General features: G+C 38.1%; 12 protein-coding genes. 3 read left to right on the forward strand and 9 right to left on the reverse strand.

Features of this window, described 5'->3' with window-relative positions:
* Nucleotides 1-156: 156 nt before the first annotated feature.
* The 9 genes from DXB52_RS17120 to DXB52_RS10005 all read right to left on the reverse strand — a co-directional run bounded on the left by DXB52_RS17120 (nt 157) and on the right by DXB52_RS10005 (nt 14,958).
* Nucleotides 157-828 (reverse strand): helix-turn-helix domain-containing protein, encoded by a 672-nt coding sequence (locus DXB52_RS17120; protein ID WP_472520080.1) that lies wholly within the window; start codon nt 826-828, stop codon nt 157-159.
* Nucleotides 829-1,502: 674 nt separating this feature from the next.
* Nucleotides 1,503-7,613 carry a SpaA isopeptide-forming pilin-related protein gene (locus tag DXB52_RS09970; RefSeq protein ID WP_472520081.1) on the reverse strand — a complete coding sequence of 2,037 codons (6,111 nt, stop codon included), beginning with the start codon at nt 7,611-7,613 and terminating at the stop codon, nt 1,503-1,505.
* A 33-nt stretch (nt 7,614-7,646) separates the two neighbouring features.
* Nucleotides 7,647-9,095, reverse strand: a complete 1,449-nt coding sequence (locus tag DXB52_RS09975) for an Rrf2 family transcriptional regulator (protein ID WP_118107168.1) — start codon at nt 9,093-9,095, stop codon at nt 7,647-7,649.
* A gap of 118 nt (nt 9,096-9,213) precedes the next feature.
* Nucleotides 9,214-9,894, reverse strand: a complete 681-nt coding sequence (locus tag DXB52_RS09980; RefSeq protein WP_092072491.1) for a Spy0128 family protein — start codon at nt 9,892-9,894, stop codon at nt 9,214-9,216.
* Nucleotides 9,891-10,811 (reverse strand): class B sortase, encoded by a 921-nt coding sequence (gene srtB, locus DXB52_RS09985; protein ID WP_092072494.1) that lies wholly within the window; start codon nt 10,809-10,811, stop codon nt 9,891-9,893. Before srtB ends, DXB52_RS09980 begins: the two co-directional genes overlap by 4 nt.
* 142 nt (nt 10,812-10,953) lie before the next feature.
* On the reverse strand, nt 10,954-12,099 hold the full coding sequence (locus DXB52_RS09990) for a DUF7601 domain-containing protein (RefSeq protein ID WP_118107170.1): 1,146 nt from the start codon (nt 12,097-12,099) through the stop codon (nt 10,954-10,956).
* A gap of 59 nt (nt 12,100-12,158) precedes the next feature.
* Nucleotides 12,159-12,710 carry a signal peptidase I gene (gene lepB, locus DXB52_RS09995; protein WP_092072499.1) on the reverse strand — a complete coding sequence of 184 codons (552 nt, stop codon included), beginning with the start codon at nt 12,708-12,710 and terminating at the stop codon, nt 12,159-12,161.
* A 196-nt stretch (nt 12,711-12,906) separates the two neighbouring features.
* Nucleotides 12,907-14,559 (reverse strand): PucR family transcriptional regulator, encoded by a 1,653-nt coding sequence (locus DXB52_RS10000; protein ID WP_092072502.1) that lies wholly within the window; start codon nt 14,557-14,559, stop codon nt 12,907-12,909.
* Between the two features lie 201 nt (nt 14,560-14,760).
* Nucleotides 14,761-14,958: a hypothetical protein gene (locus tag DXB52_RS10005; RefSeq protein WP_227189336.1), complete on the reverse strand. Its 198-nt coding sequence runs from the start codon at nt 14,956-14,958 to the stop codon at nt 14,761-14,763.
* Nucleotides 14,959-15,246: 288 nt separating this feature from the next.
* On the opposite strand from DXB52_RS10005, the gene DXB52_RS10010 reads away from it, so the two are divergent.
* From DXB52_RS10010 to DXB52_RS10020, 3 genes are all read left to right on the forward strand, one after another.
* The gene (locus DXB52_RS10010; RefSeq protein WP_118107172.1) at nt 15,247-15,675 is read left to right on the forward strand and encodes a tyrosine-type recombinase/integrase; all 429 of its coding nucleotides are present in this window, start codon (nt 15,247-15,249) and stop codon (nt 15,673-15,675) included.
* 112 nt (nt 15,676-15,787) lie between these two features.
* Complete coding sequence (locus DXB52_RS10015) at nt 15,788-16,474, forward strand: helix-turn-helix domain-containing protein (protein WP_118107174.1); 687 nt, start codon at nt 15,788-15,790, stop codon at nt 16,472-16,474.
* Entirely contained in the window at nt 16,471-17,391 is a 921-nt protein-coding gene (locus DXB52_RS10020) for an IS3 family transposase (protein WP_118107176.1), read from the forward strand. Before DXB52_RS10015 ends, DXB52_RS10020 begins: the two co-directional genes overlap by 4 nt.
* The last annotated feature ends 463 nt before the right edge of the window (nt 17,392-17,854 follow it).

The following is a 17,854-nucleotide window of genomic DNA, read 5'->3' on the forward strand; positions in this document are numbered from 1 at the left end:
ATTCTTTTATGGACTGGTTAAAGTATAGCACTTGTTTTTTGCAAAAATAATACAGAGAATAGGAAGATATTTTCACGTTTTGCTACAAAAAGTTTGTAGTTATCGGTTTTTCGCAAAAAAAGAAACCATACCGTAGAGATATAGTTTCTCTTTAAATTACAGTGTTTCTGCCATTTTGAATAAAACGATTCCATTTCTAACAGCCAGCATCTCAGCAGAATTCTTGAAATCAATGCCAGAAATATCTCTTATTATTTTCAATCGCCCTGAAAGAGTACGATAATTTACATAGAGTTTTTCAGCTGCTTTATTCGCACTCTTATCACAGTCCAGATACGCCTGCAGCGTTTCAATCAGTTCTCCATCATGTTCTTTATCATGTGTACTTTCTCCACCAACTGGAAGAGATGTACCCCAAAAATGTCCGACATCTGCCTGTAACACAGCTTCACTTGTTCCATGATCAAGTGCTGTCAGGATTGCTTGCTGTGCACATCTATTCGGTCTGAATCCGTAGCTATGGTCATGGAACTGTTCCTCATAGATTGGTGTTAAGACCTGTGCAATGGCTTGTTGTATGAATCTGTCTGTTACTGTTGGTACTCCCAGGTTTCTGACACCACCGTCTGGCTTTGGTATCTCCACTCTTCGTACTGGTTGAGGTTTATATTTTCTTGTCCTCAACTGTTCCTTGATAATTTCGCCGTCCTTTACAAGATGTTCTTTAAGTTCTGTGTACTTCATTCCGTCCACTCCCTCGGCACCTTTATTTCGTACGACTTGCAGATATGCTCTGTTGAGATTATCGCTGGATAGTATCTGCTTCATTAGACTACTTGTGTCCATGCGTTCTTTCCTTTCCGTCTCGCTTGATTTGACCACCTTTTTCCCGATTGATTACGGCAGATGTTGTCATTTCTGCAATACGAGACATACTCAAACTTATTGATTGTTCGCCCCTTCGCTCCATCTCCATTACAGAGACTTCTTCGCTACTATGGGCTCGGCTGACTTCTCACAGTTCGTTGTTACTAGGCTAATGAAACCTCTGTGAGACCTCCACGCTTAAGGTGCACGCTCTTTCCTCTCATATATCCGCCACATTTACTCGGTTCCTACAAACGGCAACTTTACGGCTTTGTCTTATTTAGCAGACTTACCAAGCGGAACCTAGCCTCATATGTGATTTCTGTCCGTCGGACCAAGAGTTTGCTTACAGCTTCCTTCAGATTCTACCTTACGATAGACACCCTTGCTGTTCAGCTATACACTTCCTTGTCGCCTAGGCGTGTTCGGGACTTTCAACCGTTAGAGCGCGCCCATGGCGCGCAAACTAAAATATCGCCAGCCATAGCATGGCTGACGATACAAAAATTTATTATTTTTTATTGTCCTCTTGACGGGGATCATACCATTATTATAGTGGTTTATTTTTTTATTCCAATGCAACAAACATGTAAAATGTCTGATGTATTTTTGCAAGTTTTGTTCCATAGCAGTGTTTATCTTATTTTCCGTCTTCTTCTGAAAAACAGAATCATGATAATACTTATGGCAAATAGTAACCATACATGCCTGCTTGTTCTCAGACGAACCCCTGTTTCCGGTATTAATTGTGTGTTTTCGTTTGTGATTTTTAACTCAATCACATCTCCTCGTGCAGCCTCAATCCGCTGTTTCATGACAGCTGTATTTCCATTCGATGTTGCCTGCACTGGATTTGAATACTTATCATTCTCTTCTTTTTTAGAAATCGAAACAGCGTATTTTGATGTATCAACAGTTTCTGTTATTATGATATCCGAAGATATATCTACATTTTTTAATGTAACTTTATCTCCATGTTTCAAAGAAGTTCTAATTGTCTTGCTACGCAGCTTTTGACCATCTTCCCAATAGAGAATTTCCATATCAAATGGCTTCTTGCGGTTTCCAAGTGGACCAGTGACTTCCTTTGTAATCTCAACCGTCACCCCGCCTTTTTGCGGATGATTGACGATATGTCTGTCCGAAACAGCTCTCCAGGTATTTGTCATCGGTGATTTCTCATATAGGAATAAAATATCGGATTCTACATCGACCATATATAAATTAAAGTTATCCTGATACTGTGTTTTGGTTTTATCTGCTTTGTCCTTTTTGTTTGGAGTAACAGATTCTACCATCCAGTATCGTCCGTTCTCAAAGTCCTCCGGTAATTGAAGCATTCCATTTTCATCTGTTTCTAAGGAACGATACGTCGTACACGTTTTTCCATCCTTTTTCAGAACGATATCGTCCTTGCTCTGTGTATTGTCATAATCTACTGTATATCCTGTATCATCCGCATATTTTTTCGTAACATCATCATACGGTACTTTGTAGAACAGAAAACCTGCACCAGCAAGTCGGTTTCTTGGAAGATCATCCGTCTTTAAGAAACTTCGTTCAGCAAGATTGAAATGCAGATTCTGCACTTCCAGTTCCATCTTGGAAACATCCTTGAACTCATTCTCATCCTTCGGGAATAATTGTTGTCCATTTGAATCGAAATACTGAATCTCTGGATAAATAACTTCATAATATAGGAAACCATCCCCGTATTCCGAAGAATAATGTGTCTTTCCTATCTCGATTTCTTCCACCTTATATTCCACCGGAATTCTGTCCTGGAATAGTGGAACATTGTCGACTGTATGTTCCCATCCGTTCTCTTCATTCAGCAGGAATTCCTGTCCTGTAGAAATTCCATTCTGATACAATCTGATTTTCACCTGTTTTTCCGTCAGTGCATCATTTGGATTTTCCCATGTCTTTTTTATATGCAGAGTGCCTGTTTTAGCAAAATTTCGGATATTAAGGCTGGTATCTCCCCGCTGAAGCAGAACAGATTTTCCGTCTATCTTACCATCAACTGGTGCCTTAACAGCCTCCTGATTTTCGTTAGCCTTCCTATCCACCAGTTTTGCATCAGTGATTTTGAATGCTCCATTGGCAATCTCAACTGTGATCTGTATATCTCCTGTGTCTACATATCCCGTTGGTAAGTTTGTCTCTCGCAACAAATACGTCTCAGTTGCTGTTCGATTCTGTTTGTTCTCATCTTGTAACGGAATATGAAGTTGTGCGATTCCGTATTTATCAGTTGTTACCGCTTCCTCCTCAACACCGTTCTTACTAACAGCAAAATTGATCTTCTCCATTCCTTGTCCGGTAGACTCATCAAATTTGTTCAGTGTGAGTATTCCCTCTTTCTGATAACGGTTCTCCAATTCAATAGTAAGAGTTTCACCACCGCGTCCAATTCCACGTCCTGTGAATTTAATTCCACTTTCTGGATATGCTTCCCATGAATTTACATTATCTCCTTCTTCATGAGAATTGCGAACATTGTACCAACCTGAAAATTTCACATTCGAATCTTTTGGCTTATAGTTGTACTCTTTTAATGTGTATTTCCAGAATGAGTCCGCCTTAACGATCCACGTACAGCTTGTATGTGTTTCATCTGTCCATGTACCTACAACTTCTATTGGAGCATCCTCCGCTTGCGGAGCTTCTGCATCCGGTTTCTGGCTATCTTCTGAAGGAAGCACAAGTTTCATATGCTCATGAAATGCAGGTGGCTGCGGTTTTCCATCTAAAAGCTTTTCATCCATATCTACCTGGATATAATAATCTTTCTTGACTTCCTCTATTGCTTCCGGCATTCCGACAAAATCTTTCTTTACTGTCAGGTAACCATTTTTTGCTACAATACGTCCGTCAATATGCCACCCATCGGACATTTCACTTTTGAAAGAATACCAATAAATGGTGAAGAATTCGGTATCTAATTTCGATGGCGGAATCTCCCTGTCTCCGATACGAATCATACGTCCGCTTTCACGAATTGTCTGGAATACCTCTTCATCGGAAGGAATTCTATCTATCTTGTAGATATAGTCTCCATTTCCAATATATCCCTCATCTGGTTTAGTTCCCTGCAAAAGTTCTTGCACTCTCTTATTTCCATCCGCATACTGTTCCCACGTAGATGGATTCTTATTTCCAAGAACTGGAACATCATGCAATATACTTGCCTTCACATTACAGTTTGCCACGGCAACCGCACTTGTATAATCGTCTACATTCGTGGTTGGTAATGCTACCGAACCATCTTCCGGCATCGCTGACTTACAGATATAAAACTGTACCTGTTTTCGATTTTGGTTACTCACCTTACGCCACGCTGCATAGAGGGTGATTGGCTGTCTTGCATTATTATTTATAAGATCAGAAATAGAATCCCCTGCACCGCATTCCTGCCACTTTCCGTCTTTGTTTCTGTAATCCCAATGATCGAATTCATACTGTTCCAACTCTTTGCTGTCATTATCTTCATGATCATAAACCAGAGGATATGGTGACTTAACGTTATGTTTTCCAGCTTCTATTTCATTCTCATAATCATCTGTATGTCTTGTCTTATTTCCAACCTGAGGGGTCAACTTAGCTTCCTTAGGAAGTTTCTTCATATAACGAGTTGTATTATAGATAACCCTGACTGCCCCAGACTCCAGCGGTTTGTCTGCGATCACCTCATAAGATGAGTTAACATTCGGAATTTCAAATTTTACCTTATCATCTCCGGACGGTTCCGGAAGAACCTCATTTTCGTCCCTGTCATTAGATGTACAACTCCAGACAATCTCCTTGCCATAATACTCACCTTCTAAACTTGCCCTCTTTGGTACTTCCACAGTATATGCTTCCCCATGGCCTACATACTGTCTCTTAATCGCCTCTCTTTTGGTCAGGTTCAGTGGATCCAACACTTCAATCAGATGAAAACTTCCCTCTACACTGAAATGTCTTCCTGCCAGCCCAACCTGAGAAGAAAGTCCTGTCAAACGATCAAAATAATTTTCGATTCTGTCTGGATTCAGTGGGTTTGGCTGTGAGAAATAATAGACAGATACATCTTTCCCGTTTTTCAGGACAGGAATATACCATGTACCATCGTTGTCCTTATAAGGGTGCTGTACAAACACACGGCTGTCTGTCGCATAACCAAACAGAATCTTCTCTTTCTGATCTGCGCCGGGCTCCAGCTTGCTCGGAGTGAAACCAAACTCACTGTAAATTTTAGAAATCGTATCATCTGGTTTAGCTCGCAAATAATAACGACTGGCTCGGCCACTGTTTGCTTTGATTATGTAATGCTGCTCAGCATTGAGGTTCTTTATCAGCTTATAATGTCCATCGATAAATACATAAAAACTGATATTTGCTTCTTTTATTGCTGCCGGTTTTTCTGTATTATCAGGAACAATCACATATGGACGTACTGCATCATCTGGCTGAATAGTAAAGCTCATGGTATGCTCTGCTTCATTTTTACTCCATGTAACTTCTGAAAGAGTACCATCTTCCTTTCTGCATTCCCAGTTTATATTCTGCGTTTGTTCTTCTACACGCGGCCTTGTACTAACTGTTCTTGTAAGTGTTGACTTTCTTGCAACAAAATCAATTGCTGGAAGATCACGCAAAGCTGTTTGGCTGTAAACCTGTCCATCGTCATCCTGTACTGTCACACTGTAAAAACCATTATATCTATCATCGTCGTGTTCTAGTAAGGTCTTTGCACTCATTATGGGACTATTCTGTCCGTCTGGCAGGTAATACACATCCATCGGCTCTCCGGATTCTCCTATATAAATACATTCATGACCTTCTTTCGTGTATATCCCTGCATTATGGATTGTATCGTAATCTCTCTTGGAATAATAAAAACGCTCTTTTGCTCCATTTTGAATAGAACCATCGTAATGAAATTTTTCAAAATGCTTTTTTAACTCATCATTAGAAATATAATAATAAACTGTTCCCGGCTTTGTTGTAGTATCTTTTATAACAGGAATTTCTTCGTTTAGAACATTATATCTCTCATTATCTACAAAAGTATAGAATTTAATATTCAAGGTTGCTGGTGCAAAAGTGTTGCATGCAACCGTATATGGTTGCTCTATCTTCCCAATAGAAAAGGTTAGTTTATCGCCCTGTTTTACCGGATGGATTGTTTTATTTTCATCCTCACTGGCACAAAGCCAGTCGCTTTCCTTCGTATCTCCTGGATCAACGGAAATTGTGACCGCAGAATCTTTCTTATAGTAACTCACAGTTCGATTTCCATCCGGATTGATCACTGTAACCGAATAGAAACTGTTCTTATTCTGCTTCATCTGGTCTGAATTATTATCCGGAATTTTTTCGCCATCAGATGCTCCTTTTGGCATATAATAAACGTCTGTTGGTACAGTTGCTTCCTGCTTGTCCAGGTTATAAGATACATATTGCTGTCCTTTATAAGTTACCACTGTCGCCTGTGCTAATGTCTTCTCACCACGGACTGTATATGGAAAATAATTTCCGGACTGTGTTTCCTCTGCATTCAAGCCGAACTCTCTATAAATCTCAGCAAGATCACTGACAGATAAATAGCATCTGCCCTGACGGTTCCATTTATACACCTTTTTCAGAGAATCAGCCGGCAGCTTTCGAACCTCATTGTCTGCATATATATAAAACTGAATGTCAAAGGCTGTCTGATCCGCTCTCTGGATCACATAAGACTGTGTGATCTTTCCGATTGTGAACCTCGTCTGGTTCCCTGATTCCCGTATACCATCTATCACCTTATCATCTGTTCCCATACAGGTCCATTCGATCTGGTCTGTCTGGTCCGACAATTGTGGATTAAAATCAGCCACAGCTTCTTCCACTACAGTTCCTGTTAATGCATAACGAATCCGATCCTGCCCTTCTCCCTTTACCTCTACGGAATAAAACGAGTTGTCCTTTTTTACAGAATCTATTAAATTTAATGCAACGCCTTTTCCATTTGGAAGGTAGTAAACATCTATCGCTTCCCCTTGTTTATTCTCTCCATAATTGTAAGAAACATAGGTCTTTCCGGATTTTGTGTCTGTATAAACTTCTCCGTATTCTATCCTGCTTTTTCCCCGGTATGCAGATACAAACTTTTTTATCGCATCCGGATTCTGACTCTCGCTGTTTTTCACAAATCCAAATTCTTCATATATCCGGAGCAGGTCCTCAATGGAAACACCATGATAGGTAGTTCTTCCGTCTTTCCATGTTGCAATGCCAGTAATGTCATTATGCTGAAGCTTTACCTTGTTTCCGTCGATAATGACATAGAAATCAATATCAAAGCCTTCGGAAATCTCCTGAAGTTTCGGTGATTCCTCTTGTGCAATCTGCTCCTCGAAGGCTTTTTCTTCTTCTGAAATCTCTCCCTGGGATGGAGTAATTTCTTCCTCCGGAATCTCTTCTAATGGCGGGGTGATTTCCTCTCCAGGAGTCTCTTCTAATGGCGGGGTGATTTCCTCTCCAGGAGTCTCTTCTGATGGCGAAGTATTTTCTTCTTTCGACGTCTCTTCCGACAATGATGTACTTTCCTCCGGAATAAAATCTTCTGTGCGCATTTCACCCTCTTGAGTACTATTCATATTTGGAATATTCTCTTCTTCCACTGAAACTGCCAAAACTGTCGTTCCTGCGCTATTCATGCACAAAACCAATAAAAGTGTCCAGGCTATCCATCTTAGCCATCTCTTTTTCCTCTTCACACAAATTCCTCCTAAAAACATATTTTACTTTTCTCAACTATCTGCCTTTTTTATCCATTCCTTCTGCATTGCCGCTGCTATAAAGCACTGCAATAGTTTTTTTGAAAATACACCACATTCACCGTTGGCAATCATTCTTATGGCTTCTTCATGCTTTAATTTTCTTTTATAGGGGCGTACACTGACCAATGCATCATAAGCATCCACAAGGCCTACTATCTGAGCACAAAGTGGTATTTCATCACCTTTTAGTCCATCCGGGTAACCAGATCCATCATATCTTTCATGGTGATATCTGCATATTTCATAGCTATACTTATTAAGTTTTTCTGTCGTAGTTCCTTGTGGAAACCGCAATGTCATCTCTGCCCCTGTAAGAGGATGCTGCTTTACAATTTCCATCTCATCAGCTGTTAATTTACCGTTTTTGTTCAATATCTCTATCGGCACACGGATTTTTCCAATATCATGAATTGGAGCCAGATGAGAGACATTTTCTATTTCTTCCTCTGTAATCCCATACTCCGGATAGTTTTTCTGTAGTTGAAGATACACTTGTTTTGTATAAAAACAGATATCATCCTGATGTTCTGTTTCTATAAGATTATTGTGATTCAACACTGCAGCCAGAAGCGAAACCATTTTCCAATACTGTTTTGTCTCATCCTGTGCTTTTTGTCTTAATTCCCGTTCCATATTTACAATTGTGTTAGGGATAACTTTTGCATTATGGAATGTAATAACAGCAGTTTTCTCATTTTCATCCACAAATCTTTTTACTTCCATCCAAACATAAGTCTCTGAGTTTTTCTCGCTTCTTCTTTGATAAACGATATCTTCTTCTGAACAGCCCTTTTTCAAATGCTCTGTCAACGAATCGCTTTTCAAAAATTCCTGCAGTTTTTCACAATCTTTTTCACATACATATTTTTCACAATATACTTTCAGAAAATCATCATATGTTCCTGCAGTTTTTACATCATCATAAATCCCCCTGTTATGAGAATAGATACATTCATAACTGTTTTCCGCTAAATTAACTTTCAGAATGATATAAAATCGCCCAAAATATTCATCTTTCCCCGGTCTGATAATATCAGAGATTTTCACATTTTCTAATCGGTTATTGTAAATGTTCTGTAAGTCCAATAAGACTTGATGTACTTTACAGCAATCCGTATAGTTTCTGGAGCAAAATCCATCCTTTTCAAGACAGCGACTGATTGCCATTGTTGATTCCATACATGATATGACATCAAATAACGAAATCTTTTCTGGATTTTTGGCAATGGCATATCCTCCACTGGTACCTTCAGAAGCTGAAATAATCTTCTCTTTTTTTAACTGCTTTGTGATTTTTGGAATATAGCTCTCCGGAATCTTTAATTCAGAAGCTAATTTTGCCGTTGTAACCCTGCGCTTTTTTATTGCCAAATAACAGACAATCCTGATTGCATAATCCGTTGTATTAGTAAGCTGCATAGGTGCTCACCTCTCTCTCTTTTCTTTGTTCCGTACATAAACTCATTGATTGAAAAAGGAAGAATCAGAAAAAATTAGAAGTCAGGAACATGCTATTTTCAAATATGTTTTCCAATTCTTATGCCTCATTTTTCGCATCTTCCTTCCTGTTCTTCTGCTTCTCCATGAGTAATCCGCAAAGGCAGATAACTGAGCCAAAGAATAAGAACAAATAGCCTGCAACCGGACTATCATCACCTGTCTTTACCGGCGAACCATTATGAATAATATCCTTTGATCTTTGGGAAGATGGAACCGGGTTTTGATTTTTACCAGTTTGACCGGTATACGAGTTTTTGAATGAAACCTTCGATACTTTATCTCCATTTTCATTTTTGACCACTGTTACCGCCATCAGTTCATTATTGGAATCAAAGAATCCTTCAATCGTTACATCATAGGTTTTTGAATCATATGTATAATTTTCTTTATTCTCTGTTGCCTGGTACAGCTTGTAATGATATTCTCCTACCTGTCCGACATTCATAATCAGCTCTGTAGAAGAATTACCACTCATATTCCAGGTAAATGTTCTTCTATTGCTTCCCTCCGGCATTGGATTTTGTATCTGATCTGCTATTAAAACATAAGAGCCTGTTTTGTCAGCATCTGCAGAATTGTTTACTTCAAATATCTGTTCCACTGGTATTTTCACTGTTGTGTTTCTGTCAGCTGCCAGTACTGGTCTTTGAACACCCAGAAAGAATATCATGGACAGGAATATAACCATGGCTATTTTTGTCAAACGTGTTGTTCTCATACTTCTCCCTCTCCTTCTTTCTTCTTGTTTCTTTTCTTTTCTATCTGTCTTGCTATCAGAATCAGTACAAGGACAATCAGGATAAACCATACAATAACTGGCACTTTTCCTACTGCATTTTTCAGTTCATCAATTCCTGTACCTACGTTTTTGGCTTTTTCTTTTTCCGGATATATCTGATCTGTTAAGCGTCCCACCAGGATATTTCTTCCATTTGTCATATCCGATGTACAGGTGGTCAGCAAAACCAGATGATCATCTTCCGTTATATTCATATCTCTTTTATATAAAACATTGTTCTCGATTTCCTGCAGATACTCCTGTTTCGCTTCTGGTGTGTCCAGACACACATTGAAAATCGTCTCATTATAAGCATCTACCTGTAACAATGCATAAATTTCGATTCCATGATTTTTACCATCAAAGAACAGATTTCCATATGGATGTTCGTTGAAATACTGTTCCTTCGTAAACTCACCAATATCTCCAAACATCATGTGTTTTTCCATATGGTGACCATATATAATATTGTCAAAATCCGAAAAGTCCGGTTTATTTGCACAATGTAAAAAAATCGCTCCGCTCAGGGAATAGTTTCCTTCCGCATCTGTATTCATATAAGTCTCATCATTATCTGTCTGCACCAGCGGGTAATTGATGTTGGTATCATTGATTCTTATCCATCCAATCACATCTGGATTGATTTTCTGCAATTCTTCAAAAGATTTTGTATTCTTTTCTGTCGGAATATATGCTTCATAGTTCTTTGCATCTGCTGTCTGGTATACCTGGTGGGAGTCCCACAGCATATAACCTGAGAGAAACATGGCTGCAAGAATCAGCGATAAGGCTGTGAAGTTTACAATATGGTCTAATCCTCTGATAATTCCTTTCAGCACTTTCTTCATCCGAAGCATATGTACAAGTTCCTTTCACCATTTCTGTTTCTTTTATATTTATCAAAACTGGTTCATCTGACCAATTTGCTCGCAAAATTAGCAAAAAGGGATGCGGCGGAGCAACGCCGCACACATCCCCTTTCCTGGTTGCTATATTTTATTATTTCTGTAATCTTCTGCGTTTGAATCCTACAAAAGCAATCAGTGCTACACCGCAAAGTGCAATCATCAGAACGTATGGAAGAGTGTTCATGATGATACCAGTTACAGGTACATCGTTGTATGTATTGGTTACATCAACGGTATTCTGTTTCTGACCTAACTTCTGGTTAGTTACTGCTGTGAGTTCTGTATTGTATGATGTTTCAGCAACAGGAGTCAGTTTAGCACCATTGATGATGATTTCTGCACTACCTTTGTAGTTTTTAGCTGCAGACTCTTTTACAGTAATTGTTGTTCCTACTGGAACACCAGTGAACTTCATGTTTTCATTTGCTTTCAACTTGAATGTGTATGTTCCGCCCTCAACAGATGTAACAGTATCTCCATTAGCAGCCTTGATTCCGCCAAGTGTGTTTGCATCTGTTCCAGTCGGGAATGCAAATGTTGCTGTGAAAGCGAACGCATCGTCAGGAGTTGTTGCTGTACCATTTGCATTAATAACTGCTTTAGATACCTTCAAAGATCCATTATCCGGATATGTCGGATCTGGATTTTTCGGATTTTCGCCTGTACCTGCTTCCTGTACATAGGTGTTGGTGAATTTGAAATCATTAGTACCTGTATTTCCAATATCTACTTTACCAGTTGCTGTCTGACCTGCATCATTTTTTGTCTTATTTACAATGATATTAGAAATTTCTGTACCAGTTGCACCATCTGTAACATATACATCCATTGTATACTCAGCCTGTGACATGATCATTTTTTCATGCTCACCGTTAACTACTGCTGGATCTACTGTCTGTGTCTCTGTTACAGTATACTCATACTTTCCTGCTTCTGGATATGTTGGAAATGTAATCTGACCTCTCTTAGAAGTTGTTCCTGTTTCAGTATCGGTAAATGATAACTCCGGCATAGTAACCGCTGCATCTGTTGTAATTATACCAGTTCCTGTCTTGACCTGCTCTGCTGTAAAGCTAAACTTCTCAGCCTTTCCGACCTCTGTGTTGTAGGTCTTAGTAATCCATGCCTCCGTTGTCTTGCCCTCATCTGCCGCAAATGTTGGCATTGCCATTCCCATCGTCATGGCACCAGCAGCAACAACTGCGAGCACTTTTTTGAACATTTTGTTCATGCTCATAATGCTTCCTCCCTTGTAAATAATATTGTTTGTTTCTATTTGATTAACGGAGGAGGGGATTAGAGTCCTCTGGTCCGAATAACCGCAATCGCTTTTCCTTTGACATCTTTTACATTGATACAGCCATAGATTCTGCTGTCTGACGCCTCCGGTCTGTTATCACCCAGTACAAATATCTGACCTTCTCCAACGGTGATTGGGAAGTCAACTCCATTTTGAAACTGTGTGGTGTCAAAATAAATATCCTGTGAAATCTGCGTAGCACCGTTAATCATCAAACCGTCTTTTGTTATATCTACGGTATCACCTGCGACTGCTACGACCCTGCCTGTGGTTGTTCTGCCATCTTTCTTAAATACTGCAATATCACCGGACACAAAACGCTTGTCCAGTCGATAATACATGACCAGATCACCATCTTTTATTGCTGGTTTCATAGATACGTCATTGATTCTCGCCATCCCGTACATAAATGTAAAAACAAGGATGACTGCCAAAATGATAAGAACAATCTTCAATAACAGCTGAAAGATATCTTCTCCCAGTGTCGTTTCCTGTCTGGGAAGCTGTTTCTCATTATTCTGTTCTTTCTCAACCTGTTTCTTTTTCATGTTTCATTCCTGCTTCATATCAACTTAGATAATCAAGGTATCCTTTTATGTACTGGTTAAAGTATAGCACTTGTTTTTGCAAAAATAATACAGAGAATAGGAATATATTTTCACGTTTTGCTACAAAAAATTTGTAGTTATCGGTTTTCGCAAAAAAAAAAGAAACCATACCATAGAGATATAGTTTCTCTTTGAATTACAGTGTTTCTGCCATTTTGAATAAAACGATTCCATTTCTAACAGCCAGCATCTCAGCAGAATTCTTGAAATCAATGCCGGAAATATCTTTTATTTTTTTCAATCGCCCTGAAAGAGTACGATAATTTACATAGAGTTTTTCAGCTGCTTTATTCGCACTCTTATCACAGTCCAGATACGCCTGCAACGTTTCAATCAGTTCTCCATCATGTTCTTTATCATACCAATATAATTTCACAAGTGACTCTGGCACATATTCCATCAGTTCATCACGATTTTCGATTTTTTCAAAAATCTGGAAAAAACCGAGCTTAGAAAAATCGGCTACCGATATATTCTTATCACCATAGAGATATCTGAGCATATCCATATAGTCTATGATTTTCTTTGAATCCTTAAAAGATTTTTTCAAATCTCCATATCCATTAACAATACTTCCAATGCCAATCTGAAAATCCGTTGTCTTATTTCTGTGAAAAATCTGCTTCTGTACTGTCTGATATAATTTTTCCATTTCTTCCCGGAACCCTGCTTGTGTTTCCCCATGCTTAATTTCATGAATACATACAATCTGATTCAGATTCTGGTAAATATGTTCATCCGGAAGTAATCTCTGAATCTCGCCTTCTATCACTCCGATTTCTTCTAATTCTTCTTTTGTATAATAATCTTCGCTATTGCTTGAAATCGTATGAAAACTTACCACACAATATTGAGCTGTATCTTTCAATTTTAGCATTCTTGCAGCTTTACTCAATTCATCGCCCGTTAATAAACCATTAAGCAAGCTATATTCAATATCTCGTTGATATTTTTTTTCTATCTCATTTTTAGCATATGTTTCCATAAAACTATACTGTAAAGTAATAACAGCATTTTCCAATGCCATATAGTCCAGTATTGTTAATGGCATATTCACTTCCGTGACTACCAAATAAATTTCTGTTCGGCCTAACACATGTATTTTTGTAATATATTGCGTATGCTCTTTTCTCTGTTTTTTGTATTCAAATCTGGTAACAATATCCGGTTTATATTTCTCAACATTTTTCTCAAATACAAAATCAGACAGATCCTGCGTTGTGGACGCACAGCAAGTTAAGTTACTATAATATAACGCTACCGGATTATCAATCATGGAAGACAATAGAAACAAAATATTTTTAGTTGGATCTTCAAAATCCTCTCCATCCAATAACATGTTAGAAATATTGTCGTGTGTCAATTTGAAATAAATCAACCGTGCGATATTTTCATCATAGATCTGCAGAATAACATATTTTATAATACCCCAATAATACTCATCTTCCGAAATTTCTATCACTGGAATATTACGTTCCGAACAAAACTTTAATAAAATATCATAATAATTGACTTTCTGTACCATGTCCGGATGCTGCTTTATAATAAATCCACTGACCTGTTTCTTCTCCAGTTCATTCAAATGTTTCCGAAACTCTCTGTCCGTTTCTCCGAAATACACTTTCATATTTGTAAGAAGAAGCTCTCCTCCAGTCAGATATCTTTCCATATCTTCTATTTCGATAATTCGTATACCTTTAATTTCCTGATTCAGATTTTCTTTACATGTCACTAATCTCATATCAGGAAATTGTTTCGATTCTAATAATTGTTTTACCGTATAAGCCATTCAGCACCTCGTCAAATTCGTCTTTTGTTGTCTACTTTGGTTGTACCAGCATCTGATGTTGTGTTTTCAAAAGTGGCATAAGTATACAGTGTAATTATACCCCCCCCCGAAATTTTCTGTCAATTTCTTCATGCGTATAAAATGCATATTTTATATAGATTCAAATAAAAAAGACAGCTCGCATCTTTGTCGAACTGTCCATTACTTCTTCAGGCTGCGGATAAAAGTCATAAAAATTTCTCTTTCCTTCTCATCCAAGCCATCCCAAATCTCAAGTATTTCTTTTTGCTCTTTTGTCAGATCCAATCTGCTTTCATCATCTGAAAAAAATTGTGCGATTGTATCTTCATTACCTTTTCCTTGCTGATAACTGATCCAACTTTCATCTGTCAATTTCATTTCATTCTGCATCTTTAACTGACTGATGATGCCGCCGTTTCCGGTACCAATATCTAGCTTACATTAAATGATATCTTTCCAGATTGGTTGGAATACAAACGTCTCCATACAACTGCTGAAACATATATTACGCGAATCCAGTCTGATTGGAATACACATTACAAGGATACTGTTATCATCTAGATTCCGCTTATCAAATTAGACAAATTAACCTTAGATTGCTGGGCTCATAAGCTAATTCAGGATAACAACCTGACTAAAAACGCTTACTACAACATTACAGTGATTATGCGGCAATGCTTGAATTATGCCGTCGATAAGGGCTATATTTCTTCTAATCCATTTAGTTCTGTAACGATTGATTCACAACGGATGCTTCGACGTGATACCGCAGAAGTTGTATCGCATACAAAAACTGCTGCTGGCGATCGATTTGTTCCACTAACTTCTGAAGCCCAGAAATTAATTGATACCGCGAGACAGTATCAAAAAGAGCATCACTATCCTGATAATGGTTATATCTTTTCCATCAATGATAAACCACTGACAGAACGTTGTATCTCAACACTATACACGAAATATTGTAAAAAGTTGGGAATAATTCAGAAGAGCTCTCACAAAGCTCGTAAAACATTTGTGTCTAACTTGTTATCAAACGGAGTCAACATCAACACTGTAAGACAGGCAGCAGGACATGCGGATAAGAGAACCACTTAAAATTACTTGCAGTAACATATCAAAAAGACGTGAAACCCTTGTAAATGATATGCTCCCCATATGGTAGACAATGGAAATATCCAAAGATCTATCATATGAGGAGCATATTTTTATGTCTAGGAAACAGTATAGTAAGGAGTTGAAACTTGAGCTCGTAAAGAAACACCTTGAGGATGGAATCTCTTATTGGAAATTAGGTAAAGAGTATGGAATTGAGGCTAGTATCATCCGCAGGTGGGGTCATAAATACGAAACATTTGGAGAAGACGGTCTAGAAAAGCAAAATGCTGATTTATGTAATTACTCTGCAGAATTTAAGAAGAAGATTATTCTTGAATATCTTGGAGGCAATATAACGAGTCAGGATTTAGCTGCAAAATACAAAATTCATGCACCAAGTACTGTTTGTACATGGATTAAGCAGTATAATAACCATGAAGATTTAACAAATTCCAGAAAAGAAGGTGTATATCTCATGGCTAAAAGCGGTGCTAGAAAAAATACAACCCTTGAAGAAAGAATAAACATTGTCGAAGAATGCATAAACACGGGATGTAATTATGCTTCTACAGCGAATAAATATGGTTGCTCCTACGGACAAGTTTATGCATGGGTTAGAAAATATAAAGATAAAGGAATCGAAGGATTATATGATCGACGAGGTAAGAACAAAGCGATTTCTCAATTATCAGATATTGAGAAGTTGAAAGCTGAAAACCGACTACTAAAAGCTCAAACACAGCAGCAACAAATGGAGATTGATTTCTTAAAAAAACTCGACGAAATAGAGAGGAGGTGAACCTGACCAAGACACGCAATACAACAAAATACCTTGCAATCAAGGAATTATCTGATGAAAATAAGACATACTCCATATCGGCGTTATGCGAGTTTGCTGGAATAGCTAGATCAGCCTATTATAAATGGCTAGGTCATGTAAATAGTGATAATGATAATCTTAATGAACGCATAGCCGATACCATTACAAAGATTCATGATGAACATCCAGATATGGGTTATAGACGTATAAGGGATACTCTAGCACATGATTATAAAATAGCTGTTAATGACAAACGTGTTTTAAGGATTTGCCGCAAGAAGAAAATCCAGTCATATATAAAGCATCGGTATAATTGTTGTACTAAACCTGCATCTGATCCAGCTTATGTTGCCGAAAATATCCTTAATAGAGAATTTAAATCGGACATGATAAATCAGAAATGGGTAACAGATATATCAGAATTCAAATATGGTGTTGGAGAAGACAATAAAAAAGGTAAACTATATTTAAGCGTAATACTTGATTTATGCGATAGGAGGCCTGTCGCTTTTGTATATAGCACCAGAAATGATAACCCTCTTGTTTTTGATAGATTTGACAAAGCTGTGGCAGCGAATCCAGAAGCTACACCACTACTTCATAGTGATCGAGGCTATCAGTATACGTCGAAAGCATTTAGGCGGCGAATTTTAGCTGCTGGAATGACACAAAGTATGTCTCGCGTGGCAAGATGTATCGATAATGGTCCTATGGAAGGATTCTGGGGACTAATGAAACGAGAAATGTATTATGGCAAAAAGTATAAAACAAAAGAAGAATTAATGCTTGCCATAGAGAAATACATAGATTATTACACAAACAAAAGAGTTCAACGAAATCTTGGGGTGCTTACACCACTGGAATTCCATGAACAAAAACTAGAAAGCGTTGCATAAACAACCCGGTACATAAACTGTACCGGGGAAGAAAAAATTTTCGTTATTTAATTTGTCTACTTGACGGGTAGCACACCAAAATCAAGGCTTTCCAGCGCACAAAAAAATCACCGTCCCCACAGCTCCAATGTCTGTAAAAACAGTGATCGTCAGTGCGCGATCAGGGGTTCGAACCCCGTATTTACACTCAGAAACGCCTAGAAATGGAGGTTTTGCACAGCGTCTTGGCGAGTGTAACACAGGGTGTAACACCTGATATGAAATCATTAAATTATTACAAACATACTACATACTTAGCCCTATATTACTAGAAATATTTTCTCATTGGAATTGCTGAACGATAAATCTGTACATTATGAATTTTATTCTGCCATAATAATTCTCTGATTCCCAATTCAAATACACTTTCTTTTTCTTTGACATAAGGATTCAACGTAATTTCCTTTAAGCTATCCCTTTTAAA

Origin of the sequence: Ruminococcus sp. OM04-4AA, assembly GCF_003462585.1 — a bacterium.
Lineage (GTDB): Bacteria > Bacillota > Clostridia > Lachnospirales > Lachnospiraceae > Mediterraneibacter > Mediterraneibacter faecis.

What these genes read in the sequence shown, in the direction of transcription:
- DXB52_RS17120 (WP_472520080.1), bottom strand. Translation starts at nt 828, where the DNA reads ATGAAGCAGATACTATCCAGCGATAATCTCAACAGAGCATATCTGCAA.
- DXB52_RS09975 (WP_118107168.1), bottom strand. Translation starts at nt 9,095, where the DNA reads ATGCAGCTTACTAATACAACGGATTATGCAATCAGGATTGTCTGTTAT.
- DXB52_RS09980 (WP_092072491.1), bottom strand. Translation starts at nt 9,894, where the DNA reads ATGAGAACAACACGTTTGACAAAAATAGCCATGGTTATATTCCTGTCC.
- srtB (WP_092072494.1), bottom strand. Translation starts at nt 10,811, where the DNA reads ATGCTTCGGATGAAGAAAGTGCTGAAAGGAATTATCAGAGGATTAGAC.
- DXB52_RS09990 (WP_118107170.1), bottom strand. Translation starts at nt 12,099, where the DNA reads ATGAGCATGAACAAAATGTTCAAAAAAGTGCTCGCAGTTGTTGCTGCT.
- lepB (WP_092072499.1), bottom strand. Translation starts at nt 12,710, where the DNA reads ATGAAAAAGAAACAGGTTGAGAAAGAACAGAATAATGAGAAACAGCTT.
- DXB52_RS10000 (WP_092072502.1), bottom strand. Translation starts at nt 14,559, where the DNA reads ATGGCTTATACGGTAAAACAATTATTAGAATCGAAACAATTTCCTGAT.
- DXB52_RS10005 (WP_227189336.1), bottom strand. Translation starts at nt 14,958, where the DNA reads ATGAAATTGACAGATGAAAGTTGGATCAGTTATCAGCAAGGAAAAGGT.
- DXB52_RS10010 (WP_118107172.1), top strand. Translation starts at nt 15,247, where the DNA reads ATGCGGCAATGCTTGAATTATGCCGTCGATAAGGGCTATATTTCTTCT.
- DXB52_RS10015 (WP_118107174.1), top strand. Translation starts at nt 15,788, where the DNA reads ATGTCTAGGAAACAGTATAGTAAGGAGTTGAAACTTGAGCTCGTAAAG.